This window comes from uncultured Clostridium sp., assembly GCF_947072515.1.
GTDB lineage: Bacteria > Bacillota > Clostridia > Clostridiales > Clostridiaceae > Clostridium.
Window position 1 is genome coordinate 24846 of record NZ_CAMTIG010000020.1, and the last position, 26718, is coordinate 51563.

The window sequence follows — 26718 nt, forward strand, 5'->3', positions numbered from 1 at the left end:
ATGGATTATAAATTAATAGCAACTACAACCTTTGGCCTTGAAGGTATAACTGTTAAAGAATTAAAGGCTTTAGGATATGAAAACTTAAAAACTGAAAATGGGAAAGTATTTTTTGAAGGAGATGAAATGGATATTGCAATAGCAAATACTCATTTAAGAACTGCTGATAGAGTACTTATAAATATGGCTGAATTTGAAGCAAGAAGCTTTGAAGAACTTTTCCAAGGAACAAAAAAAGTAAAATGGAGCGAAATAATTCCTGAAAATGGTGTAATGCACGTAACAGGAAAATCAATAAAATCAACGCTACATAGTGTTCCTGACTGTCAATCAATCGTAAAAAAAGCTGTTGTAAAAAGTATGAGCGAAGCATATGGAATTGAACAGTTTCCAGAAGATGGTCCAGTATATAAGATTGAAGTAGCTATCTTAAAAGATAAAGTAACGCTTACAATTGATACTTCAGGTCCAGGTCTTCATAAGAGAGGGTATAGAGAAAACTCAGGAGTAGCTCCACTTAAAGAAACATTAGCTGCTGCAATGGTATTACTTTCAAGATGGAAAAAAGATTATACTTTAATAGATCCATTTTGTGGTTCAGGAACTATACTTATAGAAGCTTGTATGATAATGCAAAATATAGCACCAGGACTTAATAGAAGGTTTGTATGCGAAACTTGGCCAACAATGGATAAAGAAGTATTTGAAGGTGTTAGAGAAGGCGCTAAAAATGCTATAAAGGATTATGACTTAACTTTAATCGGTTATGATATAGACAAGAGAGTTTTAAGAACAGCTAAAAATAATGCAATAAAAGCTGGGGTATCTAAATGGATAGAATTCCAAGAAAGCAATTTCTATAAATTCTCTAATAAACATAAGTACGGATTTATAATAACAAATCCACCTTATGGAGAAAGATTAAGTGATAAAGAACAAGTAGAAATGATAACTAGAAAGTTTGGAAGATTGAAAGAAGAGTACGAAACTTGGGAATTTAACATTCTAACTTCTTATGAGAACTTTGGAAGAGTGTTTAGAATAAAAGATAGTAAAAATAGAAAATTATATAATGGAAAATTAAGATGTTACTACTATCAATATTTCCATAATGATAAAATAAAAAATGCAGGAGACACTGTTGTTCAATGCTTAATTAAATAGTAAATTAAAAGAGGTTAGAAAAGTCTAACCTCTTTTAATATTATTCAGATAAAAGTTCACTAAGTTCTTCCCATTCTTCATAAAGATTCTCTATTTTTATAGCAGTATCTTTAATTGAATTATTAACTTCTAAAGATTTTTCAGGATTTGAATAAACCTCTTCTAAACAAAGATCACTATTTAATTTTTCTAAAAGTGCTTCAGTATCAGAAATATCTTTTTCAATTTCTCTAAAACGTAATTTTTTTATTCTAAGCTCTTTTTGAGCAATTTTAACTTTCTTTTCTTCAGCTTTAGCTTGAGTTTTAGTTTTATCTGTATCAGATGTAGGTTCTAAAGCTTGAAAACGTGTAGGCTTTTCTTTCTTTTGTATATAATAACTGTAATCACCTAAATATTCTTTTATACCATTTTCCTCAAGTTCTAATATTTTTGTTATTATCTTATTTAAGAAATATCTATCATGAGAAATAATTAGCATACTTCCATCGTAAGTTAGAATTGCATTTTCTAAAGCTTCACGAGACATTATATCTAAGTGGTTAGTTGGTTCATCTAAAAGTAAAAAGTTTGCTTGTGATAACATAAGCTTTAAAAGATTAATTCTACAACGTTCACCACCACTTAAAGTACTTATAATCTTAAATACATCTTCTCCAGTAAATAAGAAAGAGCCTAGAAGGGTTCTAATTCTTGTAGTAGTTAAGTGAGGGAAGCTATCCCATATTTCATCTAATATTGTTTTATCTAAGTCTAAATCAGATTGTTCTTGGTCATAATAACCAATTTCTACATTAGCACCTAACTTTATAAGACCTTTATCTTCTTTAATTTTTCCCATTATCATTTTAAATAGAGTTGTTTTACCACGACCATTAGCTCCAATTAGAGCTATTTTTTCGCCTCTTTTTAAGTCAAAAGAAACATTAGAAAATAAATCTAAATCATCAAAAGATTTTTGAAGATTTTCTACGTGTAAAACGTCGTATCCACTACTAGTTGCAGATTCAAAAGAAATCTTAGAAGGACCTTTATCCTTATCTGGAACAGTAAGTCTTTCAATTTTATCTAAAGCTTTTTCACGACTTTCAGCTTTTCTTATACTTTTTTCACGGTTAAAAGATCTAAACTTTTCAATGATTGCTTCTTGTCTTTTAATTTCAGCTTGTTGAAGATTATAAGCTTTTAATTTTGTATCATAATCTTTCTTTTGTAATTCAAGAGATTTAGTATATGGAGCATTATAGCAATTAACGTGTCCATTAATAACTTGGAATGTTCTGTTTGTAACTGTATCTAAGAAAAATCTATCATGGGAAATTACAAGTAATGTTCCTTTATAGGATTTTAAAAATTCTTCAAGCCATTCTATTGCTTCTAAGTCTAGATGGTTTGTAGGTTCATCTAGTAAGATTATATCAGGAGATTGTAAAAGTAGCTTACAAAGAGCTAATCTAGTTTTTTGTCCACCACTTAAAGAGGCTACTAGAGTTTGGAAATCTTCATCTATAAAACCAAGTCCTTTAAGAACTCTATGTATTTCTCCTTTATATGTATAACCACCTTTATGTGAATATAAATCTTGAAGAGTAGTATATTTTTTTATTAAATTGTTGTGATACTCTTCTTGAGAACTATCATAAGGCTCATTCATTTTCATTTCTAAATCTTTAAGTCTACTTTCTATATCTAAAAGCTCACTAAAAACAGATTCTGCTTCAGTATATACTGTAGTAGTAGAGGAAACTTCTAGATGCTGAGAAAGATAACCTAAAGTTTTCTTTTTATCAAGAAAGATTTCACCATCATCAAAAGAAAGTTCCTTTGCTAGAATTTTAAATAATGTAGATTTACCTTCACCGTTAGGTCCGATAATACCTACTTTGTCACCTTCATTAATACTTATGTTAACGTCTTTTAAAACTTCATCTATACCATAACTTTTTTTTATATTTTTACAACTTAAAACTATCATTTAAATTATCCTTCCTAAACTAAATTAATAGTTATATTATACTATTTATATTAGTGTATATCAATTTTAAAGGATTTATAGTTTAAATAGAATGGAATAAATGATAAAATTAAGATATATAATATAAAACGAGGTAATTTTATGGGGACAACAGTAGAAAAAAATAAACGAGAAAAAGAACAAAAATTATATAAAGGTGCATATGATTTATTTTTAGAACAAGGTATAGAAAATACAAGGGTAGACCAAATAGCTAAAAAAGCTGGTGTTGCAAAGGGGACTTTCTATCTTTATTTTGAAGATAAGCATGACCTTATAAAAAAATTAATACATAGAAAAAGCTATAAACTAGCAAAAGAAGGATTAGAAAAGACAAGAGATATGCATTTTGAAAAATTTGAAGATTCCATAATATATTTTATAAATTATATTATAGAGTATTTAAAAGAAAATAGGCTTATGCTAAAAATAATAACTAAGAATTTTTCGAATGGATTATATACAGATAAGGGAGATAAAAATTTAGAAGGAATCGAAGAGGTAAATAGTATATTAGAAATCTTTATCAGCAATCTGAAGAAGAAAGGCTATAGTGAAGAAGAGAGTAGGCTAACATTATATATGATAATAGAACTAGTAGGAAGTATAGCTTATAATAGTATAATATTTAATGAGCCTACAGATATAGATAGTATAAAACCAATATTATTTAAAAAAATAATAGGTATGATAAATTAAAAAATAGGAGGATTAAACAATCCTCCTATTTTTTACATATCTTTTAAGAATAAATAACCAAGAGATGGTTTGCCATTTAAAAGTCCAATAATAAAAAGTGTATACTGTTCACCAGAAAGTAAATTTAGATTAGGAATTTTTTTCTTAAACATACTAAATTTATTATTATAAATTGTGAAAGAATAATTATTAGGCGTTAATGGATAATAATTTGTAGTTTCACAAAACTCAACATTACTAAAGAGAGGATTATTTTCTGAAATACTTAAATTTAATAATGGAGCATTAGGTGAAAGATTTATAAATCTTAAATAACTAGTATCATCTTTTTTCTTATTGAAATTATCTTTTAAGTGGATTACTTGAAATTTTCCTGATAAACAAGTTAAGCATATTGTATATGTCATTGTTGGAATTGCTTCAAAGTCATATTCAAGAATAGGCTTATTATTATCAGAAACTTTAAAAACTTCTATTTTATATTGCATAGGAGGCAGATCTAAGTATTTTGTTGCTTCACTAAAATTACAGTTTTGAACAATTGGTTTTCTATTAGCAAAAATATTTATAGGGCCAAAATCAGGACATGCGTATAAAAATCTAACATGACAAAGCAATTTAGGCGCAAGATTAAAATTGTTAATCATTATTTTCACCAGAATCTATAGTAGTGTTAAAAGGCATTGGGATAATATTGCCATCCACTATAAAGGGTTTATCAGGAAATGGTTTAATATTATTGCTAGGATTACAATTGAAAATAGTAAAATTAATAATTTGTTTAATTAAAGTTTTAGCAACTGGAAATGGAATTTTATAAGTAGTTAAGACTCCCATTATTCGAGGATTAGTTCTCATCATTTTATTAAAAATAACTTCTGCATTACAGGTATTAGGAGTTCTAGCCTCTAATTCATAAACATCCTCAAAATCTCTTTCAAGTTCTAAAATCTCCTCGTTGATGTCTAAATTAAGTTCTCTAAGAATATCACATTCTGATGGAATACTACGTAAGTTAGATGATAAATCCTCAGAGTATAGATTATGACATTTTAAAATATCCTTAGTTAAGCGTGGATCATTTTCATATAGAGAAATTAATTCTTTTAATTCTTCCTCTTTGTTTGTGATATTTGATGATAAAATTATTTCACGAAAGTCAAATGTTAGTGGGTTTTCAGAAATAGAAGAAGTTCTAAATTCTTCTATGAATTCTTCAGAAACAAAAAGACCATTATTTAAAGAACTATTAATTTCAAAAGGAGTGAAAATTAAATCATCACTTTCATTCATAAATTTCACATTAGGATACATTTTTTACCTCCAAATAATAATATAGTATAGATATATGAAATATGTACACTATTGTTACTTTTATAATATTCAAAAAAATCTATTTATAGAACAAAAAATATTTTAGTGAATAATATATAGTGGAGGGCGATACAGATGAATAGAAAAGAAAATACTTTAAGAAAAGAATTCTTAGGTGTAGAGAGTAAAATTATGCTAGAGGATGGAAGTTATTCTACTGCTATAAATTTTGATAATGCAGCTACAACACCTCCATTAAAAGTTGTATTTGATAGAATTACAGAATTAATAGATAGTTATGGCTCTATAGGAAGAGGAACAGGTCAAAAACAAACTATATCAACAGAAAATTATGAAGAAGCTAGAAAGTATGTTTTGAACTTCTTTAATGTTCCAAATAAGGAAGAGTACACAGCTATATTTGTTAATAATACTACTGATGGAATAAATAGAATTTCAAATACTTTACTTTGTGATGGGGGAATAGTTTTAAGCACAAGAATGGAACATCATTCAAATGATTTACCATGGAGAAAAGTTGCACAGGTTGACTATATAGAAGTAGATTCAAAAGGGCGAATAGACTTAAATTCATTAAAAGAAAAGCTAGAAAAGTATAAAGGAAAACTAAGATTTTTAACTATTGCAGGAGCATCAAATGTTACTGGCTATATTAATGATATCCATTATATTGCAAAACTTGTCCATAAAGCTGGAGGGAAAATTATTGTAGATGGAGCTCAGTTAGTACCACATGTGAAAGTGAGTATGAAAGGATTAGAAAGTGATGATTATATTGATTTTTTAGTTTTTTCAGGTCATAAAATTTATGCACCTTTTGGAAGTGGTGTAATACTTGGGCCTAAAGAAGAGTTTAATAAGAGCTGTCCTGATAAGCAAGGTGGAGGAATAGTTGAAATAGTAAATGATTGGAGTATAAAATATCTAGAGACACCTGAAAAAAATGAAGCAGGGACACCTAATTATTTTGGAGTAGTTTCATTAGTTGAATCTTTAAAAGAAATTGAAAAGATAGGATATGAAAATTTATTAAATCATGAAAGAGAATTAGGAAGATATTTGATAAATGAATTAAAATCTATGGATAATATAATTTTGTATGGAGATAATGAAAATATAGAGGATAGATTAGGAATATGTGTTTTTAATGTGAAGAATATAGAATCAATGGAAGTTGCAAAAATTTTAGCAAAAAGAAAAGGGATAGCAGTAAGACATGGATGGTTTTGTGCACATCCTTATTGTAGAAGACTTATGAATCTTACAGAAGATGAAGTATGCAGATTTTTATATGATAAAAATGAAAAGATGCCTGGAATGGTAAGAGTTAGTTTAGGGCCATATAATACAAAAGAAGATATAGACATCTTGTTAGAGGAATTAAAGAATATAGAGAACAATAGATGAAAATGGGGCCCGTAAGCCCCATTTGTTTTATATAGTAAATGCTTTAAATTTTGGTAAATTATTTTCAAAATTTAAATTAGGAATGTCACCTATAAGTGGTAAAAAGTATTCATATGCTTCAGTAGTTAAATTATTTTCTTCAGAATTTATCCACGAAGTTGGAAGATATTTAACGTTATTGGCTATTTTTGAAGAACATACTGCTTGGAATTCTGTGGAATAAGGGACATTACTTTTTCTTTTTATAGAAACCATTACTCCATTTAATCCTTCCATAGAATATTTTAAAGCTTCATAACCAGCTAAATAAGCTTCTTCTACATCAACATTAGAAGCAGAATGCATAGCACATCTTTGTAAAATACCAAGTTGAAGTGCTTTAACTCGAGTAGTTATGCCCGCATCTAAAATTAAATGTCTTAAAGTTTCAGATACACCACCAAGTTGGGCATGTCCAAAAGAATCTCCTGATTTAACATTTAACTCAGATAAAAATCTTCCATTTGAATCTTTAATTCCTTCTGAAACAACAATAAACACTTTGTTATTTGCATTGAATCTTTCACGTACATCTTGTAAAAACTTTAATTTATCAAAAGAGACTTCAGGAACATAAATAAAATCAACAATAGGATTCCCATTTATTCTTGCTAAGGTTGCAGAAGCTGCAAGCCATCCTGTATCTCTACCCATAGTTTCTAAAATAAAAATACCGTTATTAGTATATACTGATGAATCTAAATAACACTCTAAAGTGGTTGTACAAATAAATTTAGCAGCACTACCAAATCCCGGTGTGTGATCAGTAAACATTAAATCATTATCGATAGTTTTAGGAACACCTATAAATTTAATAGAAAGATTGTTTTCTTTGCTATATTTAGATAACTTATAGACAGTATCCATAGAGTCATTTCCACCAACATAGAAAAAAGTATCGATATCTAACTGTTTTAAAATATTAATTAATAATTTGTATTCTTCAATATGCTCATCAGAATCCTTTAATTTATATCTGCAAGAACCTAATCCTGAAGAAGGTGTATATTGGAATAATTTTAAATCTTCATCAGATAGATTAGATAAATTAATAATATTCTCATTTAAAATTCCTTCAATTCCATTTAAGCCTCCATATACAGTTTGGAAAAGCTTAAGCTCCTCATTAGCTTTGATTAATCCAACTACGCTAGAATTAATAACGGAAGTAGGACCTCCTGATTGTGCAATAATACAATTTGACATAATAAAACTCCTTTAATATAAACTTAATAAACAAATATGATATGCTATTTATTTAAATAACATACTCTATTTAATAATATACAACATAATAAAAAAAAATAAAAGAGTAAAAAAGAGAAAAATATGAAAAAATATTAAAAAGTATATGCTAAATATAAATATAGCTGTAAAAATACTGATGAATATAAATTATATTTATTATTTTAAAACTTGAAGAAAAGTGGTAAGATTTAATTAAGAAGAGAGGAATGGAGTACGTTATGGATATTAATGATATTTTAAGAAATAAAGGATTAAAAGTAACTAAAGCAAGAACTGAAATATTAGAAGTATTTTTAACTGATGTAGAAAAAAGTTTAAATGCAGAAGAAATATTTTCTAAATTAAGAAGTAAAGGCAAAAACATAAATTTAAGTACAGTCTATAGAACATTAGATAGTTTTTTAGAAAGCTTAATACTAGATAGATTTATTTTAGAAAATGGAGTAGCCGTATATAAAATACATAGGGAAACTCATAAGCATATTCTAGAGTGTAATATATGTCATAAGGAAGTTGAAGTTCCATGTCCTATAAAGCAAATTGAAGAAATATTAAAAGAACAAACAGGATTCACATTAACAGAACATAGTTTAAAGATGAAAGGCGTTTGTAATAAGTGTAAAAAATAAAAGAGGAATAAATCCTCTTTTATTTTTTTATATATGCAAACTTTTTAAAAATAAGCACTATTAAAAGCGTTACAACAGAAACTATTGCAATAGCACCACCAGGGGCACTATCCATATAGTAAGATGCTATAAGACCAACTATAATATCAATAAACCCAAATAAAATTGAGAATAATAAAGTCTTCTTAAAATTCTTTTCAAGCTGTATAGCCGTAGCTACAGGAACAACTATTATAGATGAAATAACTAGAATTCCCATAATACGAATAGACATAGAAATAGTAGCACTAATTATAATAGTAAAAAGATAGTTTATTCTCTTTACATTTATCCCCGAAACTTTAGCTCCTTCTTCATCAAAAGTTACATAAAGTAGTTTATTAAAGATTAATAACATTATTATAAGTGAAATTATACCTGTAATAAGAATTAAAAGGATATCATTTTTAGTTACAGTTAAAATGCTTCCAAAAAGAAAAGAATTAACACTAGTAGAGGCTTTTCCACTACTTATTAAAGTAATAGCGATACCTAAACTTAAAGTAAGTACAATAGACATTACAAGTTCAGCGTATTTTTTATAATAACCTCTTAAAAATTCAATTATTAAAGCACAAAGTGTAGTAAAAATGAAAGTAGTAATAAGTGGATTAACTCCAATTATAAGGCCAATTGCAACACCAGCAAAAGATGAGTGAGATAATGTATCACCTATCATAGAGTGGCGTCTAAGTACTAAAAATAGTCCTATAAAAGGACATAAAATAGAAATTATGCCTCCAGCAATGAAAGCATTTTTCATGAATTCAAATTCAAACATAAAATCCCCCTAAACTGAATTACATTCCAATTATATTATCATTTCTAAAGGAAGACTTATTCAAAAATTCCTCTTTAGTATATAAAATTGGTGTTCCTGAAATAACCTCTACAATATGTGTTGAATAGAGTAGAGCTGTATCTAAGTTATGTTCAACCGAAACAATAGTTTTTCCCTCATCATTTAATTTTTTTAAAAGAGAATAAATAGTTTTTTGACTTTTACTATCTACACCAGTGGAAGGTTCATCTAACACAATAAGGTCAGGGTTAGAAAGTAAAGCTCTTGCTATAAAGACTCTTTGTTGTTGCCCACCAGAAAGACTACCGATTAAATTATCTTTAAAATCTACCATAGATACAATATTCAAAGATTTCTTTATTAAAGATAAGTCTTTAGACTTAGAGATTTTTAAATGATTTAATAAAATCTCATTTACTGAAATGGGAAATTGTGAGTTAAAACCATCAACTCTTTGAGGAACATATCCTATTTTATTAGTTTTTATATTTACGTTTCCAGAAGTGGGAGATAAAAGCCCTAGCATTAATTTTAAAAGGGTACTTTTACAGCTACCGTTTTCTCCAATTATAGAAACATAAGAACCAGCATTTATATTTAAATTAACTTTATTTATAAGAAATGGTGGTTTATTTGTGTATGAAAAAGTTAAGTTAGTTAAAGCAATCAAATAAATCAACTCCTAAAAATATTTCTGTTACATTATAAACATAAATGCAAATTATTTGCAAGAAACTAATTTAAATTTTTTAAATTATCTATATTCCAATTTGAAGAACCTTTAACTAATGAGACCTCATAAATTTTAAAAGTTTCAGAGTTATCTAGGCCATAAACTTTATAAATAGACTTACCCTCATGAGAATAAATTAACTCGAAGGAATCTATTCGCTCTAGTTTAGAATTAAAGGAATTTGTCATATAGTAATTTAAAGCTGTGTCAGGAGCTTTTAAAGCAGTTCTCTTTTTAGAAAAATTAAAAATAAAAATTGATGCTATTATTAAAAGAAAAGATATTGCAAAAAAAATAAAGCGACGTCTTTCAAATTTTTTTCGTCTTGATTTTTCACGTCTCGTCATTTTTAGTGGAGATTTTGCAACATTTGAAGCTAGAGTACTCATAAATATACCTCCTTAAAAATAAAATATACTTAAATATTACCATATTTTTCCAATAAGTAAAGAATAAATTTAGTTATTTTATAATAAAATAATAGGTATAGTTGCTATAACTAGTGCATTCACATTATAATTAGAGTAATAAAAAATATAAAGATGATTTAAAGGAGATAAAATTATGGATTTTTCAAGTTTAGTTTTAATGGAAAAGGATAAAGAGACAGGATTTATAACACAAGAATTAGGAAGCTTTTCAGTAGATGAAGGGGCTTTATTTGTAAAAAGATTTTATGTTGATGGAGAAGATGTAGTAGTTAAATTTGATACTAATAAAGATGTAGAAGAATGGGAATTCTCTGCTATATATGATCTTTTTGATGCAGAAAGCTTTAAAGAAAAGGGATATGAAATAGAAGAGGATTTAGAAGAGTTTAATCCAACATTTATTATAAAGTTCAAATACTTAGAAGATTTTTCAGAAATGAATGAAAAAGTAACAGAAATGATTAGCTTAATAAATGCTAGTATGGAAAAAGTTTTTGAAGATATAAAAGGAAAAGAAGCAGAATATACTGAAGAATAAGAGAAAAGGAGAAATAAAATGACATTAAAAAAGAGAGAAGATATATCTATTGAAGATAAATGGAAATTAGAAAAAGTATATAAAAGTGAAGAAGAGCTTTTAAAAGAATTTGAAGCTGTAAAATTAGAAGGCGAAAAACTTAAAAGCTATGAAGGAAAATTAAACAATGAAAAAACTCTTTTAGAGTATTTAAAGTTTGATGAAGAAATATCTAGAAGAGCAGAAAAACTTTTAGTATATGCTCATATGAAAAGTGATGAGAATACAGGAAATAATAAAAATCAAGGAATAAAAAATAAGATTGATAGTTATATGGCTGAACTTTCTAGTTATGGAGCATTTTTTGTACCAGAAATATTAGACCTTGGTGAAGAAAAAATAAATGAAATGATAAGTAAGGAAGACGGACTTAAAATGTATGACTTTATGTTTAAGTCAATTCTTAAAGAAAAGGAACATACTTTATCAAAAGAGTTAGAAGAAATGTTAGCAGGAGTTTCAGACTGTTTAGGAGCACCAGATAATATTCATGGGATATTAACTAATGCTGATATGACTTTCCCTACAATTAAAAATGAAGAGGGAGAAGAAATAAAGCTTACAGAAGGAAATTATTCTTCTTTTATAAAATCTAAGAATAGAGAAGTGAGAAAAGATGCATTTAAAGCACTTTTTAGTGAATATGGAAAGCTTAAAAATACATTAGGAACTACTCTTACTTCATCAATTAAAAACTTTAATTTTGTAGCTAAAAAGAGAAACTATAAAAGTTGTATAGAAGCTGCATTAGATCCAAATGATATACCAGTAAAAGTATATGAAGAAGCTATAGAAACTATAAATAAACATTTACCATCTCTTCATAGATATGTGGGACTTAAAAAGAGATTATTAGGTTTAGAAAAAATGCATATGTATGATCTATATGTTCCAGTTATAGAAATTGAAAAAGAACATATAGAATTCCATAAAGGTGTAGAAACTGTAATAGAAGCATTAAATATACTAGGAGATGAATATATTAATATATTCAAAGAAGGAATAGAAACTGGTTGGATAGATAAATATGAAAATGAAGGTAAAAGAGGCGGAGCATACTCATGGGGATCATATGATACTATGCCATATGTACTTTTAAATTATAATCATGATTTAAATGATGTTTCAACTTTAGCTCATGAAATGGGTCATTCAATACATTCGTATTACTCACATAAAGAACAACCATATGTATATGCAGGATACACAATATTCTGTGCAGAAATTGCATCAACTACAAATGAGTCATTACTTATAAATTATTTAATAAATAAAGAAGAAGATAAAAATAAAAAATTATATCTTATAAATCAAGAATTAGAGCAAATAAGAACAACTGTATTTAGACAGCTTATGTTTGCAGAATTTGAATATTATACACATAAGATGATGGATGAAGGAATTCCACTAACATCAGATGAATATTCTAAAAAATGGCATGAATTAAACGTAAATTACTTTGGACCAGAAATGGTTGTAGATGAAGAAGTAGATGTAGAATGGGCAAGAATTCCTCATTTTTATTCAGACTTCTATGTTTATCAATATGCAACAGGATATGCAGCAGCATCAGCCTTTTCAAATTCAATTTTAAAAGGTGAAGAAAATGCTATAGAAAAATATAAAATGTTCTTAAAGAGTGGAGGATCAGATTATCCAATAGAAATCCTAAAAAAATCAGGTGTTGATATGACTACACCAAAACCACTTGAGAAGACAATAGAAAGATTTAATGAACTTTTAGATATGCTAGAAGCAGAATTAAACTAGGATAAGATTAAAAAGACTGTTTTGAGAACAGTCTTTTTTTAATATACCCTAACAAAAATTGTAAAAATAGGTTATATTATATAGTAAGGAAATTTTGTATGGGAGGAAAGGAATGAGTGAGATAAATAAAAGGCTAACATATGGGTTTTATGTATTGTTAGTTTTAACAGGTATTTATGATTTTACTGTTAATGGAGGAGAAAAGTTTTTAAGAATAATACTTATATTTGTAACATTGATAGGGCTTCAAATAGTATATAAGAGAAGCTTATTAAAAAAATCTAGTGTAATCTACAAAGTGATTTTAGGATTTATTTTTATATCTATGTATTTAGCGAATGTATGGAATTTTTATGGAATAGAACATTATGATAAGTTCTTACATTTACTATCTGGAGGAATATTAGGTTTTATAGGATTAGCTTTTTATATGTATATGTTTAATATTAAAGAGAAAAAAGAGATAGATATAAAGAAATTAATAATATTTATTTTAATGTTTTTAGTTTCGATAGCTGGACTTTGGGAAATTTGGGAGTTCACAACAGATAGTTTATTTGGATTAATGGCTCAAAATGGATTAGAGGATACTATGTGGGATATTATTTTAGGTACAGTTGGAGGAATAATTGTATTAATTCCAATTATAAATTATTCAAAAGGAAAAAGGGTTCCACTAATAGAAGAGTTTTTGAAAGATGTTAATGAGTAAAATATAGAAGGACGGTACTAAGATAAAAATAATTATTAAGAATTTTTATTTTAAAGTACCGTCCTTATTCTATGTAAATAAAAAGTAATTAGAAAGTAAAGAATCATCATCTTGTCTTAAAATTATTTTAAGAAGATATGCTTTAATTTTAAAGGTGTCTTCTAAAAGAAATAATTTATCTAGATAACTTTTTTCAGTTTTCTTTAAAGTTAAAGTAGAGGAAAAGGATCTTAAGGCAGATAAAGAGTTTGTATTTAGAGAATCTTCAAGGGAGTCTATATAATAAAGAAAGGATTCAATCCCCTTATTCATAATAATATTATATCCATGATCATAAGCAGACGTAGACTTTTCTAATAAATAGTATTTATAAATCTCTAACTGTTTTTCTAAATCTGCTTTATTAGAAACATTATTTAAAAAATTATTTGCTTTTATAGCAGAAAAGTCTTTATCTTTCACCTCTAACATAATATCGAAATCTAAATCCTTAGATATATTTAGATAATCTGTTAAATTTTTTAAGTGAATAGTATTAGAATGTGAACCAATACGTTTATTAAATGCCTGCTCACTATAATGAACTTTAGGAATTCCATCGGAAGGACTCCAAGTACTAAAGGCATCTTTTAGATCATTATAGGTATGGATATGATTTTCCATACAAAAATAATGTAAATTATCTAGAACTATTGGAGTATTTATTTTAAGAGAAATATTTAGAAGATCGTATAGAGAAAAGCTTTTTTCATCATTTTCTATAATAAGTCTTTTCTTTATAGATGAATCTAAAGAGGAATAAGTTTTTATAAAGCGGTCTATAGCAGAGGGCTTATCATTATATACACCACCTACATGCAAAATTAGTTTGTTGCTTGAATCCATGTTAAGGCAATCTAGAAAGTCAGTATGATATTGTAAATCCTTAATAGAACGATTAACAATAGATGGGTCTTTAGAATTTAGTACAGTATATTGACCAGGATGCATAGATAATCTAATATTATTTTCATTAGCAAAATCACCAATCTTTAAAAGAAGCTCTTTAAAGTGCTCTTGCCAATTTAAATTATTTATTTCATGGCTACCAAAGGGAATAATATCTGAACTAATTCGAAACATTTTTATATTGTTACGAAGATTATATTTTAAAATTTCTAGAAGTCCTAAAAGATTACTTTCAATGCAATTTATTAAAATTTCATCATTAAAATTCTTAAGTGAAAATTTTTTTGTAGTTTTATAGTGAGTAGCAAGTGGAATACATGCATAACCAAATTTCATGAAAACGCCTCCTAAAAGAAAATTATATAATTATGTTGCCAAAATAACAAAATATAATACAAACCTTTTCATTTTAGATAGAAAAATTGATTGTTTCCTAATAAGAAAGACAAAAATATATTAAATGTATAAATTTAAGCAATAAAAAATTTTTTTATGGAAAAAATAAAATAAAAGAGTTATTATATATATAAATTAAAAAAGAAATGGGGGATTAACAATGAATGGAAAACAATACGTTGGAGAAGTGTTAGAAAAAGTAAAAGAAAGAAATGCAGGTGAAAGAGAATTTTTGGATGCAGTAACTGAGGTATTAAACTCGTTAGCACCTGTATTTGATAAAAACCCAAAATTTATAGAAGCTGGGCTTTTAGAGAGAATTGTTGAACCTGAAAGACAAATTATGTTTAGGGTACCTTGGATGGATGACAATGGTAAAGTTCATGTTAATAGAGGATTTAGAATGCAGTTCAATAGTGCAATTGGACCATATAAAGGTGGACTTAGATTTCATCCAACTGTAAATGCAAGTATAGTTAAATTCTTAGGATTTGAGCAAATATTTAAAAACTCATTAACAGGCCTTCCAATAGGTGGAGGAAAAGGTGGTTCAGACTTTAATCCAAAAGGTAAGTCTGATAATGAAGTAATGAGATTTTGTCAAAGCTTTATGGCTGAGTTATGTAAGCATATAGGTAGCGATTTAGATGTTCCTGCTGGTGATATTGGAGTAGGTGGAAGAGAAATCGGATATATGTATGGATATTATAAGAAACTAAGAAATCTTAATACACCAGGAGTTTTAACTGGTAAAGGACTAACTTATGGCGGAAGTTTAACAAGAACTGAAGCTACAGGGTATGGATTAGTTTATTTTACTGAAGAAATGCTAAAAGATAATAAAACAAGTTTCTTAGGAAAAACAGTAGTAATATCTGGTTCAGGAAATGTTGCTATATATGCAACTGAAAAAGCAACTGAACTTGGAGCAAAAGTTGTTGCATTAAGTGATTCAAATGGATATATATATGATGAAAAAGGAATAAACTTAGATGCAATAAAAGAAATTAAAGAAGTGAAGAGAGGTAGAATAAAAGACTACTTAAATTATGTTAAAGATGCAACTTACGTAGAAGGATGCAGAAATATTTGGGATGTTAAATGTGATATAGCTCTTCCATGTGCAACTCAAGGTGAGATAAATAAAGAAGATGCAGAAAAGCTTATAAAGAATGGAACAATTTGTGTTTCAGAAGGTGCTAATATGCCTTCAACTTTAGAGGCAATTGATCTTTTCTTAAATAAAGGTATAATGTTTGGGCCTGCTAAAGCAGCAAATGCTGGAGGAGTTGCATGTTCAGCTTTAGAAATGTCACAAAATAGCATGAGATTATCTTGGACTTTCGAAGAAGTTGATGAAAAATTAAAAGATATTATGAAAAATATCTATAAAAACTCAAGTGAAGCAGCAAAGGCATATGAGCAAGAAGGTAATATAGTTGTAGGGGCTAATATTGCTGGATTTATGAAAGTAGCTGAAGCTATGATGGCACAAGGGTTAGTTTAAAAAATAATAAAAGGGGTAGCTAATTTACAAGAGCTACCCCTTTTTTAATCTATAGAAAAGGAAGAAGTAATGAAAAATTAATTTAAACTAAATTATTAGAGACTAAAAATAATATAAAATAGAAATTATAGAACACGTATTTTATGTGAGAAATTTGTAAAATTTTAGTGAGACATAAAAATTAAATAATCAACTTAAAATAAAATGATAATTATTGAAGATAAAATTTAAAATAGTCTATAACTCAGAATTTGTGTGGATATATCATAATAGATTAGCTTGATAGATGGACTAAAAAAGATTAGTTTACTTTGTAAAAGGTTTTTATAAATTTAAAAACATTAATAAAAATAAGATAAAAATAAGATTTATGTACTTGATTTTTAAGGTATATTGAATTATATTTAAAAGGACGTACATTGATAAAAAAAATAGAAAAATGAATGGGGAATAATTTCCATTTGTCATTTAGGAGTGAATTTAATGGGAAACGTTATTTACGGTGTGACAGCAGTCTTTCAAGTTTTAGTATTTATCTTGACTATGTACTATTTAGTTTTAGGAGTAATAGGACTATGGAAAAAGAAAGATGTTAAAGACTATACACCAAGGAAAAAATTTGCAATGTTAGTTGCAGCACATAATGAAGAGGTAGTAATATCTGGTATAGTTGATAGTATGAAAAAGCTTAATTATCCTAAGGATATGTATGAAGTGTTTGTAATAGCCGATAACTGCACAGATAAAACAGCAGAAATTGCTAGACAACATGGAGCAAATGTATGCGAAAGATTTAATAAGGATAAAAGAGGTAAAGGTTATGCCTTAGAATGGATGTTTTCAAAACTTTTCGAAATGGATGAAAAGTTTGATGCAATCTGTATATTTGATGCAGATAACTTAGTACATGAAGATTTCTTAAAAGAAATAAATTCAAAGATGTCAGAAGGTTATAAAGTTGTACAAGGATATATAGATAGTAAAAATCCACATGATTCTTGGATATCAGCTTCATATTCAATTGCTTTTTGGTCACAAAATAGAATGTTCCAATTAGCTAGAAGAAATGTTGGTTTTTCTAACCAATTAGGTGGAACAGGATTTGCAATTGATACAGCTATTTTAAAAGAATTAGGTTGGGGAGCAACATGCTTAACTGAGGATTTAGAATTTACTTGTAAATTAGTATCAAATGGTGAAAAAGTTGGATGGGCACACGATGCTAAAATATTTGACGAAAAGCCATTAACACTAAAACAGTCTTGGTCTCAAAGAAAGAGATGGATGCAAGGATTTACAGATGTAGCTTCAAGATATTTCTTTAAGTTAACTAAGAAAGCTATTAAAGAAAGAAAATGGTATATCTTTGATTGTGCTTTATATGTAATGCAACCTTTTGTTACTCTATTACTAGGAGTTTCAGCAGTATTAACTTTTGTTCAAGGAACACTACATACACCAGGTGTTTTCTCTATGACAAGTATTTTTAGTGGAGTAGGATTAGAAGCATTTATCGTATTCCAATGTGTAATTACACCATTAATACTTAAGTTAGAAAAGAAGATAAGTAATGGATTATTAGTAATGATGGTTTTATATTCATTAAGTGTAGTAATAGTTCCAATAGCACAAATGTATATACCAGGTGCTTATGGATGGATAATTGCAGAAGTAGGATATAATATAATATTCTTTATACTTGTGCCTATAATATTAGGTATAAATGATTTTAAACTATTTTATAGATTTATTCTTTATGGACTATACACAATCTCATGGATACCAATAACTATACAAGGTATAATAGATAAAGATAAAAAAGAATGGAGTCATACAAAACACGTTAGAAACGTTGAAATATGTGACTTATAAGATGTAAAATTAAGGTCTACCGAAAGGTAGACCTTAAATATTTTCTCTTTGATTTTTTTTAAAGTTAAGATATGATAAAATATAGAGATTAAAATAGGAAGTGGTAACGAAATGTTTAATATAGTAGATTATAATGAGATAATGAATGAAGAAAATGTAGTATTTGTAGATGTTAGAAGCCCAAAAGAGTTTGAAGAATCAACAATAAAGGGTGCTATAAATATTCCAGTTCTTTTAGATGAAGAAAGAGAAGAAGTTGGAACTCTTTATGTTAGAAGTAGTGTAGAAGAAGCAAGAACAAGGGGAATAGAACTTATAAGTAAAAGACTTCCTGAGATTTTTGAAAAGTTTCAAGAACTTTATTCAGTTCAAAGAAAAAAGGTAGTTATATTTTGTGCAAGAGGTGGAATGAGAAGTAGTAGTATTCATTCACTTTTATATTCTTTAGGACTTAAAGTATATAAGTTAAAAGGTGGATATAAAGCTTATAGAAAATATATAAATGAAAACTTTGAAGAAATGCTTAGTGAAATGAAATTTATAGTTTTATATGGGAAAACTGGTGTTGGGAAAACAGAGTATTTAAAAACTTTAAAAGAAAGAGGCTATGATATCTTAGATTTAGAAGGAGCTGCAAATCATAGAGGCTCATTATTAGGCTCTGTATCTATTGGAAAAATACATACTCAAAAAGCTTTTGAAACAGAAGTATTTCATGCTTTATTAGAAAGAAAAGGGAATATAGTGTTTACAGAAGGAGAAAGTAAGAGAATTGGTAGAATAATAATTCCAGATTTCATTTGGGAAAATATGATGAAAAGCGAGAAGATATGGATTGAGGATTCTATTGAAAATAGATGTGATCTTTTAATAAATGAATATATCCAAAATGAAGAAAGTATAAATGAACTTTTAGAAGCAATGGATAAAATAAAGAAATATTTAAGTAATAAAAAAGTTGAAGATTATAAAACTATGATAAAAGAAGGAAATTTTAAAGAAGCATGTGAAAACTTAATGTTAAACTATTATGATCCTATGTATTTAAATGGATTTAAAAAGAAAAAGTTTGCTAAATGGATTGATAATGAAGATAGAGAAAAAACATTACAAGAATTAATACATTTTTATGATGAAATGAGTAAGAATAATAAAGAAATAGAAGATATGGAATAAAGGAGGAAGTCGCATGGAAGATAAAAATTTATATGATGTTACGTCGCTGACGTCCTTAGAAAAATTAGAACCAGTAAGAATGAGACCAGGAATGTATATTGGGTCAATTGGAAGCAAGGGATTACATCACTGTGTTTGGGAGATATTAGATAACGCTATAGATGAAATATCAAATGGATATGGAGATACAGCTACAGTAGTTTTAAATAAAGATAAAAGTGTAACTGTTATGGATAATGGTAGAGGAATACCTACAGGAATACACCCTATAAAGAAAAAAAGTGGAGTGGAGATGGTATATACTGAATTACATACTGGAGGAAAGTTTGATAATAAAAACTATAAGACTTCAGGAGGACTTCACGGAGTAGGGGCAGCAGTTGTTAATGCCCTTTCAAAGTGGGTAGAGGTAGAAGTACATCAAAATGGAAAAATATATAAGCAAAGATTTGAATATGCATTTGATAAAGAATTAAATAAAATGATGCCAGGAACTCCAGTAACAAGCTTAGAAGAAGTTGGAAAGTGCAAGGATACTGGAACAAGAGTAACTTTCTTACCTGATAAAGCTATATTTCAAACGACAGAATTTAAGTTTGACATAATAGATGAAAGGTTACAAGAACTTGCATTCCAAAATAAAGGAATGAAGTTAAAGCTTATAGACAGACGTAAAAGTGAAGTAGTCGAAAAGGAATATTATTCAGAAAGAGGACTTTTAGACTTTATTGAATATTTAAATGAAAGTAAAACACCTCTTCATAAAGATCCAATTTTATTTGAGGGTTCAAAAGAAATTGGAGGAATTGCTATGGAAGGTGAAGTTTGTATGCAATTTACAGACTCGACTACAGATAACATAGCAAGTTATGTTAATAATATTCCAACCACTGAAGCTGGTACTCATGAAACAGGATTTAAAACTGGAATGACTAGAGCTTTTAAAGAATGGGCTAAAAAGCTTGGAATAGTTAAAGAAAAGGATAAGGAATTTGAAGGAGACGATTTAAGAGAAGGAATGACTGCAATCGTAAGAATAAAGATTTCAAATCCAGTTTTTGAAGGACAAACTAAAACTAAGCTTGGAAATAATGAAGCTTATACTATGATGAATGAAGTAGCCTATACAAAATTAGGTGAATGGATAGAGGATAATAAAGAACTTGGAACAAGAATAATAAACAATGCTTTAGCTGCTGCACAAAGAAGAGAGAAAATCAAAAAGATTAATGAAGCAGAAAAGAAAAAAATAGGTAAAGGAACAGCGCCACTTGCAGGAAAGGTTGCAGTTTGTACAGGAAAAGAAAAAGAATATAATGAATTTATCGTTGTAGAAGGAGATTCTGCAGGAGGTTCTGTAAAACAAGCTAGAGATAGAAGATTCCAAAGTATTATGCCATCAAAAGGTAAAATAATGAATACTGAAAAACAAAAGCTTGAAAATGTTTTAGCTTCAGAAGAACTTAAAATATTCAATACAGCACTAGGGACAGGAACACTAGATAATTATAGTGAAAATGATTTAAGATACAATAAAATAATTATAATGAGTGATGCCGATGTAGATGGATACCATATAAGAACATTATGGATGACATATATTTATAGATATATGAGACCTTTAATTGCAAATGGACATCTGTATTTAGCACAACCACCACTTTATAAAGTATATAAAAAAGTTAAAAATAAAGAAGTTTTTGAATATGCATATTCAGATGAACAATTAGAAGATGTTAAAAAGAAAATTGGAAATGGAGCTTTAATCCAAAGATATAAAGGACTTGGGGAAATGAATCCAGATCAATTATGGGATACAACATTAAATCCAGAATCAAGAACACTTCTACAAGTTACAATTGATGATGCGGCAAAAGCAGAAAAAATGGTTTCATTACTTATGGGAGACATAGTAGAACCAAGAAGAAAATATATGTATAAATACGGAGAATTCTAAAAAGGAGGAATTAAAATATGGCAAAGAAAACAACTAATAATCCAATACCACTAGATAAAAATATAATAAGAGTTCCACTTGAAGAAGCTATGCCAGATAACTATCTTCCATATGCAATAGAAGTAGCAAAAGATAGAGCACTTCCAGATGTTAGAGATGGACTTAAACCAGTTCATAGAAGAATTCTTTATGGAGCACATATGCTAAAAGCATATCCAGAGAGACCTTATTATAAATCAGCAAGAATTGTTGGAGATATACTAGGGAAATACCATCCGCATGGAGATACATCAGTATACGATGCAATGGTAATATTAGCACAAGATTTTAGTACAAGAAATCCATTAATCGATGGACATGGTAACTGGGGTTCTATAGATGGTGATGGAGCTGCTGCGATGAGATATACAGAAGCTAGATTATCTAATATTGCTATGGAAATGTTAAGAGATATTGAAAAAGATACAGTAGAAATGGTTCCTAACTACTCAGATAGCGAAATGGAACCAAAGGTTTTACCAAGTAGATATCCAAATCTTTTAGTAAATGGAACTTTTGGTATTGCAGTTGGACTTGCAACTAATATTCCTCCACATAATTTAGGTGAAGTTACAGAAGGAATACTTGCTTATATAGATAATAACGATATAGATACAAAAGGTCTTATGGAATATATAAAAGGACCTGATTTACCTACAGGTGGAATACTTATAGGTAAGAATTCACTTTTAGCAGCTTATGAAACAGGTGATGGAAAAGTAAGCTATAGAGCTAAGACAAATATTGAAACTTTAGAAAATGGAAGACTTGGAATAGTTATTAGTGAGTTCCCTTATAGAAGAAATAAGGCAAGAATTCTTCAAACTATTTCAGAAATGACTGGAGATAAAAAACACGCTAAAGTTTTAGAAGGTATAACAGATATTAGAGATGAATCTGATAGAAATGGAATAAGAGCTGTTATAGAATTTAAAAAAGCAGTAGATGAAAAAATTGTAGATAAGGTTTTAAAATATTTATTCAAGAAAACAGATTTACAATGTAATATAAGCTTTAATATGGTTGCATTAGCAGATGGTAAACCAGAAAAAATGGGGTTAAAGACTATAATTGAGCATTATGTAAACCATCAAAAAGAAATTGTATATAGAAGAAGTAAAAAAGAATTAGAAACAGCTGAAAAAAGATTCCACATAGTTGAAGGATTTATTAAAGCTATTGATGTTTTAGATGAAGTTATAAAAACTATTAGAGCATCAAAGTCTAAAAAAGATGCAGCTATGAATTTAATGGAAAGATTTGAATTTAGTGAAATTCAAGCTAATGCCATTTTAGAGATGATGCTTTATAGATTAACAGGCTTAGAAATTAATGTATATAAAAAAGAATATGAAGAGCTTGAAAAGATTATAAAGAAATTAACTAAAATATTAAGTAGTGAAAAAGAACTTTTAAAAGTTGTTAAAAAGGAACTTATAGAAGTTACAGAAAAATATAAAGACCCTCGTAGAACTGCTATCATAGAAGATGATAGTGAAGCTAAGATTGATATTGAAGACTTAGTTGTAGTTGAAGATATTATGATAACAATATCTAATGATGGATTTATAAAGAGAATGCCACATAAAAACTATTTAAGATCTAATGCAGAAGCTGATGATATAGATTATAGAGAAGGAGACTTCTTAAAATTCTTAATTCAATCTAATACTAGAGATTCACTTTTAATTTTTACAAGCAAAGGTAATATGTATCAATTAAAAGGAATAAATATTCCAGAAGGAAAATGGAAAGATAAAGGTGAAAGAATAGAAGATTTAATAAGAGGATTTAATCAAGAAGAAGATGGAATAGTAAATATTTTCTCAGTAACAACATTAAATCCAAATAATTATGTTCAATTCATAACTAATACTGGAATGATTAAGAATACTAGTTTAGAAAACTTTAAAACAAGTTATTCAAAGTTACAAGCTATAAAATTAAAAGAAGAAGAAACTATTATTAAGGCGACTTTATTCGAAGGTGAAAATAAAGAAGACTTCTTAAAAGTTAAAACTTCACTAGGACTTGAATTTAATTTAGAAATAGGAGAAGTTAAAAATACTCCTAGAAATTTACTTGGAAGATATTTATTTAACTTATCAGAAAAAGATTCAGTTATTCAATGTGAATATTCAAAAGAACTAGAGGTAAAAGAATTTGGAGTTGCTTTAGGAAATAAAAATATATTAAAACTTACAAGTAGAATAAGTAGAAATGATGAATTAAAAACATATACTGATACTTTAAGCGATTTACTTCTATTTAGTAGTAAGGGAAATATCTTTAAGATAAAAGCTTTCTTAGTAGAAAAAGTTATAAATGAAGACTTAAGTTTAAGTACTATTATAGATGGACTTAAAAAAGATGAATCTATAATAAAAATGGTATCAGTAAAAGAATACGATGAAAATAAGGGTGTGTATGCTGTAACTAAAAAGGGAATAATTAAGAAAACTTCTTTAAATGAATTCCAAGGAGAGTATAATACACAAGTTTATTATAAATTAAAGCGAGAAGATGACAGAGTAGTTATGGTATTTGTAGAGTCATTAGAAAATGGAAATATTGTATTAATGACTAAAAAAGGTGTAGGAATAAAATTCCCAGCATCAGGAGTAAGTACTATGGGGAAAGTTACCTCAGGAGTAACAGGAATTACATTAAAAGATGGAGAAGAAGTAGTTTATGCTAGACTTTTTGAAGAAGAAGATTATAAAATGGTTATAACTACTAAAGAAAAACGAGAAGAAAATGTATTGATAAAAGAATTGAAACTGCAAAATAGAGCAGGTAGAGGAACAACTATAGTAGAACTTACTATGGAAGATGAAATAAAATCAATATCATTACAAAAAATAAATTAGAGGTGATTTAAATGAAAAGAGTTGCAGTAATGTTAGCTTCAGGATTTGAAGAAATTGAAGCATTAACAGTTGTTGATATTTTAAGAAGAGGAAATGTTGATTGTAAAATGGTATCTTTAAAAGATAAATTTGTAACAGGTTCTCATGGAATAAAGGTAGAGGCAGATATAATATTACATGACAATATAAAAGAATTTGATATGATAGTTCTTCCAGGAGGAATGCCAGGGTCTGCAAATTTAAGAGATTCAAAAGAATTAGAAAAAATAGTTGTAGAAATGAACTTAAATGAAAAGAAAATAGGAGCAATATGTGCAGCACCAATAGCACTAGAAGCCTATGGAATAATAAAGGGTAGAAATATAACGTCTTATCCAGATGCTTTAGTAAATAAGGCAGAAGTGAATTATAAAGAAACATCTGTTGTAGTTGATGGTAATATAATAACAAGTAGAGGACCAGCTACAGCAATGGAATTTGCTTATGAAATTTTAAGACAACTTGATAAAAAAGAAGAAGCATTAAGCTTAGAAAAAGGAATGCTTTATAAAAATTAGATAGGTGGTAAATTAATGAAAGAGAAGTGGCTTTTAAAGAACAAAAAGACAGAATTTCAAAAATTACAAAAAGAGTGCAACGAAGGATTATTAACCCTTAGACTTTTAAGTAATAGAGGAATTGATAATAAAAAAGCAGCTTCTCTTTTCCTATATGGTGATATAAAAGAAATGCATGATCCATTTGCCATGAAGGATTTAGAGAAGGCTGTTAATATATTGAAAGATGCTATAGATACAGGGAAGAGAATAGTTATTTATGGTGACTATGATTGTGATGGAGTATGTAGTACAGCAGTTTTATATAAGGGCTTAAAAAAATTAAATGCAAACTTTAAATATCATATACCTAATAGAGAATCTGAAGGATATGGTATGAATAAGGACAGAATAAAGATCTTAAAAGAAGAGGGTGCAGAAATAATTTTAACTTGTGATAATGGAATTTCAGCATTTGAAGAAGTGAAACTTGCTAAGGATTTAGGAATGAAAGTAATTTTAACTGACCATCACGATATTCCTATAGTTGAGGAAGATGGAGTTAAAGTAAAGAAAATGCCAGAGGCAGATGTTGTAATAAATCCAAAGAGAGAAGATTGTACATACCCATTTAAAGGGCTATGTGGAGCAGGGGTAAGCTTTAAAGTATTACAAGGATTATATAGAGTTTATGGAATAGAAGAAGAGGTTTTTGAACTTTTAGAGTATGTATCAATAGCAACAGTATGTGATGTAGTAGATCTTTTAGATGAAAATAGGATTATTGTTAAAGAGGGTCTAAAATTAATAAGAAACACAAATAAAATTGGAATAAAAGAATTAATAAAAGTAAAAGAGCTTGAAGGAAAAGAAATTGCAGAATATCATTTTGGTTTTGTTATAGGACCATGTATAAATGCAACAGGAAGATTAGAAATAGCAGATATATCAGTAGAGCTTTTAATAACAGAAGATGAAAATAGAGCTAAGGAATTAGCAGAAAAATTAAATGAATTAAATAAAATTAGACAAGAGTTAACTTTAGAAAGTGTAGAAAAAGTCACAGAAAAAGTTCAAAAAGAAATAAAAAATAATGATAAGGTAATTGTTGTTTACGAAGATACTATTCATGAAAGTATAGCAGGAATAGTAGCAGGAAGAATAAAAGAGAAGTATAACCTACCAACTATTGTATTAACTAAGGGAAAAGAAATGCCTAAAGGTTCCGCAAGATCAATAGAAGAATATAATATGTTTGAAGAATTAAGTGAATGCAAAGACCTTATGGAGAAGTTCGGTGGTCATCCTATGGCAGCGGGATTATCTATAAAAGAAGAAAATATAAATAAATTAAGAGAAAAATTAAATAAGATAGCAAAATTAACAGAAGATGATATAACGCCAAAGGTGCATATTGATACGACCTTAGCTTTAGAAGATTTAAATTATGAGCTATTAGATGAAATAAATAGAATGAAACCATTTGGAAAGGCTAATCCATCTCCATGTTTTGGAGGAAAAAAAGTTCATGTTACGAATGTTTTCTTTATGGGAGCAGAAAAAAAATATTTAAGGTTTAAAATAGCTATGAAAAATGGTAAAACTATAGATGGAGTAAATTTTACTAAATATGAGGACTTTAAAGAAATGTTTGAAAATACTTTTGGAGAAGAAGAATTTTTAAGGTTGCAATATAATGGTGGAAGATGTAATTTTTATATGGATATAATTTATTATCCTGATATAAATGAGTTTAGGAATATTAAAAATATTCAATTAAACATCAAAAGCTTTAGAGTTTCAGAATAATTAAGGAGT

The 26718-nt window shown here is 27.9% G+C and carries 22 protein-coding genes; 14 read left to right on the top strand and 8 right to left on the bottom strand.

All coding sequences use genetic code 11. From position 1 onward, the window contains the following. Positions 1–1164 carry a class I SAM-dependent RNA methyltransferase gene (locus Q0W06_RS09205; protein WP_297634205.1) on the top strand — a complete coding sequence of 388 codons (1164 nt, stop codon included), beginning with the start codon at positions 1–3 and terminating at the stop codon, positions 1162–1164. A 40-nt stretch (positions 1165–1204) separates the two neighbouring features. Here Q0W06_RS09205 and Q0W06_RS09210 read toward each other — a convergent pair whose 3' ends face one another. Further along, on the bottom strand, positions 1205–3139 hold the full coding sequence (locus tag Q0W06_RS09210) for an ABC-F family ATP-binding cassette domain-containing protein (RefSeq protein WP_297634208.1): 1935 nt from the start codon (positions 3137–3139) through the stop codon (positions 1205–1207). A gap of 141 nt (positions 3140–3280) precedes the next feature. Between Q0W06_RS09210 and Q0W06_RS09215 the strand changes: the two genes are divergently transcribed. Next, the gene (locus tag Q0W06_RS09215; RefSeq protein ID WP_297634212.1) at positions 3281–3877 is read left to right on the top strand and encodes a TetR/AcrR family transcriptional regulator; all 597 of its coding nucleotides are present in this window, start codon (positions 3281–3283) and stop codon (positions 3875–3877) included. A gap of 32 nt (positions 3878–3909) precedes the next feature. Here the strand turns inward: Q0W06_RS09215 and Q0W06_RS09220 are convergent, their stop codons facing one another. Together Q0W06_RS09220 and Q0W06_RS09225 are read right to left on the bottom strand one after the other, a co-directional pair. Further along, positions 3910–4524 carry a DUF4397 domain-containing protein gene (locus Q0W06_RS09220; protein WP_297634215.1) on the bottom strand — a complete coding sequence of 205 codons (615 nt, stop codon included), beginning with the start codon at positions 4522–4524 and terminating at the stop codon, positions 3910–3912. Then, complete coding sequence (locus tag Q0W06_RS09225) at positions 4517–5191, bottom strand: hypothetical protein (RefSeq protein ID WP_297634218.1); 675 nt, start codon at positions 5189–5191, stop codon at positions 4517–4519. Before Q0W06_RS09225 ends, Q0W06_RS09220 begins: the two co-directional genes overlap by 8 nt. A 129-nt stretch (positions 5192–5320) precedes the next feature. Between Q0W06_RS09225 and Q0W06_RS09230 the strand changes: the two genes are divergently transcribed. Then, the gene (locus Q0W06_RS09230; RefSeq protein ID WP_297634290.1) at positions 5321–6619 is read left to right on the top strand and encodes an aminotransferase class V-fold PLP-dependent enzyme; all 1299 of its coding nucleotides are present in this window, start codon (positions 5321–5323) and stop codon (positions 6617–6619) included. A 27-nt stretch (positions 6620–6646) separates the two neighbouring features. Here the strand turns inward: Q0W06_RS09230 and Q0W06_RS09235 are convergent, their stop codons facing one another. Next, positions 6647–7864 (bottom strand): 6-phosphofructokinase, encoded by a 1218-nt coding sequence (locus tag Q0W06_RS09235; protein WP_297634221.1) that lies wholly within the window; start codon positions 7862–7864, stop codon positions 6647–6649. A 260-nt stretch (positions 7865–8124) separates the two neighbouring features. On the opposite strand from Q0W06_RS09235, the gene Q0W06_RS09240 reads away from it, so the two are divergent. After that, positions 8125–8535, top strand: coding sequence for a Fur family transcriptional regulator (locus Q0W06_RS09240; RefSeq protein WP_297634224.1), 411 nt, complete (start codon positions 8125–8127; stop codon positions 8533–8535). 19 nt (positions 8536–8554) lie between these two features. Here the strand turns inward: Q0W06_RS09240 and Q0W06_RS09245 are convergent, their stop codons facing one another. The 3 genes from Q0W06_RS09245 to Q0W06_RS09255 form a co-directional block, all read right to left on the bottom strand. After that, the gene (locus Q0W06_RS09245) at positions 8555–9355 is read right to left on the bottom strand and encodes a metal ABC transporter permease (protein ID WP_297634227.1); all 801 of its coding nucleotides are present in this window, start codon (positions 9353–9355) and stop codon (positions 8555–8557) included. 19 nt (positions 9356–9374) lie between these two features. Next, a complete protein-coding gene (locus Q0W06_RS09250; RefSeq protein ID WP_297634230.1) occupies positions 9375–10046 on the bottom strand; it encodes a metal ABC transporter ATP-binding protein in 672 nt (223 codons plus the stop codon). A gap of 65 nt (positions 10047–10111) precedes the next feature. Beyond that, positions 10112–10498: a hypothetical protein gene (locus Q0W06_RS09255; protein ID WP_297634233.1), complete on the bottom strand. Its 387-nt coding sequence runs from the start codon at positions 10496–10498 to the stop codon at positions 10112–10114. 175 nt (positions 10499–10673) lie between these two features. Here Q0W06_RS09255 and Q0W06_RS09260 point away from each other — a divergent pair, with 175 nt between their 5' ends. The 3 genes from Q0W06_RS09260 (at position 10674) to Q0W06_RS09270 (ending at position 13599) form a co-directional block, all read left to right on the top strand. Further along, positions 10674–11078 carry a DUF6762 family protein gene (locus Q0W06_RS09260; protein WP_297634236.1) on the top strand — a complete coding sequence of 135 codons (405 nt, stop codon included), beginning with the start codon at positions 10674–10676 and terminating at the stop codon, positions 11076–11078. A gap of 18 nt (positions 11079–11096) precedes the next feature. Further along, positions 11097–12887: an oligoendopeptidase F gene (gene pepF, locus Q0W06_RS09265; protein WP_297634239.1), complete on the top strand. Its 1791-nt coding sequence runs from the start codon at positions 11097–11099 to the stop codon at positions 12885–12887. A 112-nt stretch (positions 12888–12999) separates the two neighbouring features. After that, positions 13000–13599 (top strand): hypothetical protein, encoded by a 600-nt coding sequence (locus Q0W06_RS09270; RefSeq protein WP_297634242.1) that lies wholly within the window; start codon positions 13000–13002, stop codon positions 13597–13599. Positions 13600–13668: 69 nt separating this feature from the next. On the opposite strand, the gene uvsE is transcribed toward Q0W06_RS09270, so the two are convergent. After that, positions 13669–14883 (bottom strand): UV DNA damage repair endonuclease UvsE, encoded by a 1215-nt coding sequence (gene uvsE, locus Q0W06_RS09275; RefSeq protein ID WP_297634245.1) that lies wholly within the window; start codon positions 14881–14883, stop codon positions 13669–13671. Positions 14884–15103: 220 nt separating this feature from the next. On the opposite strand from uvsE, the gene gdhA reads away from it, so the two are divergent. From gdhA to recJ, 7 genes are all read left to right on the top strand, one after another. Further along, positions 15104–16450, top strand: a complete 1347-nt coding sequence (gene gdhA / locus Q0W06_RS09280; protein ID WP_297634248.1) for an NADP-specific glutamate dehydrogenase — start codon at positions 15104–15106, stop codon at positions 16448–16450. Between the two features lie 483 nt (positions 16451–16933). Next, positions 16934–18322 carry a glycosyltransferase family 2 protein gene (locus Q0W06_RS09285; RefSeq protein WP_297634251.1) on the top strand — a complete coding sequence of 463 codons (1389 nt, stop codon included), beginning with the start codon at positions 16934–16936 and terminating at the stop codon, positions 18320–18322. 111 nt (positions 18323–18433) lie between these two features. Further along, positions 18434–19498 carry a tRNA 2-selenouridine(34) synthase MnmH gene (gene mnmH, locus Q0W06_RS09290; protein ID WP_297634254.1) on the top strand — a complete coding sequence of 355 codons (1065 nt, stop codon included), beginning with the start codon at positions 18434–18436 and terminating at the stop codon, positions 19496–19498. 13 nt (positions 19499–19511) lie between these two features. After that, complete coding sequence (locus Q0W06_RS09295; protein WP_297634257.1) at positions 19512–21455, top strand: DNA topoisomerase IV subunit B; 1944 nt, start codon at positions 19512–19514, stop codon at positions 21453–21455. Positions 21456–21472: 17 nt separating this feature from the next. Continuing rightward, positions 21473–24364, top strand: coding sequence for a DNA topoisomerase IV subunit A (locus Q0W06_RS09300; protein ID WP_297634260.1), 2892 nt, complete (start codon positions 21473–21475; stop codon positions 24362–24364). 11 nt (positions 24365–24375) lie between these two features. Continuing rightward, positions 24376–24921 (top strand): DJ-1 family glyoxalase III, encoded by a 546-nt coding sequence (locus tag Q0W06_RS09305; protein WP_297634263.1) that lies wholly within the window; start codon positions 24376–24378, stop codon positions 24919–24921. Between the two features lie 15 nt (positions 24922–24936). Then, complete coding sequence (gene recJ, locus Q0W06_RS09310) at positions 24937–26709, top strand: single-stranded-DNA-specific exonuclease RecJ (protein WP_297634266.1); 1773 nt, start codon at positions 24937–24939, stop codon at positions 26707–26709. Positions 26710–26718 lie beyond the last annotated feature (9 nt).

Bases quoted from the DNA above. Each gene is read 5' to 3' on its own strand.
- Q0W06_RS09205 (WP_297634205.1), top strand. From the start codon at position 1: ATGGATTATAAATTAATAGCAACTACAACCTTTGGCCTTGAAGGTATA.
- Q0W06_RS09210 (WP_297634208.1), bottom strand. From the start codon at position 3,139: ATGATAGTTTTAAGTTGTAAAAATATAAAAAAAAGTTATGGTATAGAT.
- Q0W06_RS09215 (WP_297634212.1), top strand. From the start codon at position 3,281: ATGGGGACAACAGTAGAAAAAAATAAACGAGAAAAAGAACAAAAATTA.
- Q0W06_RS09220 (WP_297634215.1), bottom strand. From the start codon at position 4,524: ATGATTAACAATTTTAATCTTGCGCCTAAATTGCTTTGTCATGTTAGA.
- Q0W06_RS09225 (WP_297634218.1), bottom strand. From the start codon at position 5,191: ATGTATCCTAATGTGAAATTTATGAATGAAAGTGATGATTTAATTTTC.
- Q0W06_RS09235 (WP_297634221.1), bottom strand. From the start codon at position 7,864: ATGTCAAATTGTATTATTGCACAATCAGGAGGTCCTACTTCCGTTATT.
- Q0W06_RS09240 (WP_297634224.1), top strand. From the start codon at position 8,125: ATGGATATTAATGATATTTTAAGAAATAAAGGATTAAAAGTAACTAAA.
- Q0W06_RS09245 (WP_297634227.1), bottom strand. From the start codon at position 9,355: ATGTTTGAATTTGAATTCATGAAAAATGCTTTCATTGCTGGAGGCATA.
- Q0W06_RS09255 (WP_297634233.1), bottom strand. From the start codon at position 10,498: ATGAGTACTCTAGCTTCAAATGTTGCAAAATCTCCACTAAAAATGACG.
- Q0W06_RS09260 (WP_297634236.1), top strand. From the start codon at position 10,674: ATGGATTTTTCAAGTTTAGTTTTAATGGAAAAGGATAAAGAGACAGGA.
- pepF (WP_297634239.1), top strand. From the start codon at position 11,097: ATGACATTAAAAAAGAGAGAAGATATATCTATTGAAGATAAATGGAAA.
- Q0W06_RS09270 (WP_297634242.1), top strand. From the start codon at position 13,000: ATGAGTGAGATAAATAAAAGGCTAACATATGGGTTTTATGTATTGTTA.
- uvsE (WP_297634245.1), bottom strand. From the start codon at position 14,883: ATGAAATTTGGTTATGCATGTATTCCACTTGCTACTCACTATAAAACT.
- gdhA (WP_297634248.1), top strand. From the start codon at position 15,104: ATGAATGGAAAACAATACGTTGGAGAAGTGTTAGAAAAAGTAAAAGAA.
- Q0W06_RS09285 (WP_297634251.1), top strand. From the start codon at position 16,934: ATGGGAAACGTTATTTACGGTGTGACAGCAGTCTTTCAAGTTTTAGTA.
- mnmH (WP_297634254.1), top strand. From the start codon at position 18,434: ATGTTTAATATAGTAGATTATAATGAGATAATGAATGAAGAAAATGTA.
- Q0W06_RS09295 (WP_297634257.1), top strand. From the start codon at position 19,512: ATGGAAGATAAAAATTTATATGATGTTACGTCGCTGACGTCCTTAGAA.
- Q0W06_RS09300 (WP_297634260.1), top strand. From the start codon at position 21,473: ATGGCAAAGAAAACAACTAATAATCCAATACCACTAGATAAAAATATA.
- Q0W06_RS09305 (WP_297634263.1), top strand. From the start codon at position 24,376: ATGAAAAGAGTTGCAGTAATGTTAGCTTCAGGATTTGAAGAAATTGAA.
- recJ (WP_297634266.1), top strand. From the start codon at position 24,937: ATGAAAGAGAAGTGGCTTTTAAAGAACAAAAAGACAGAATTTCAAAAA.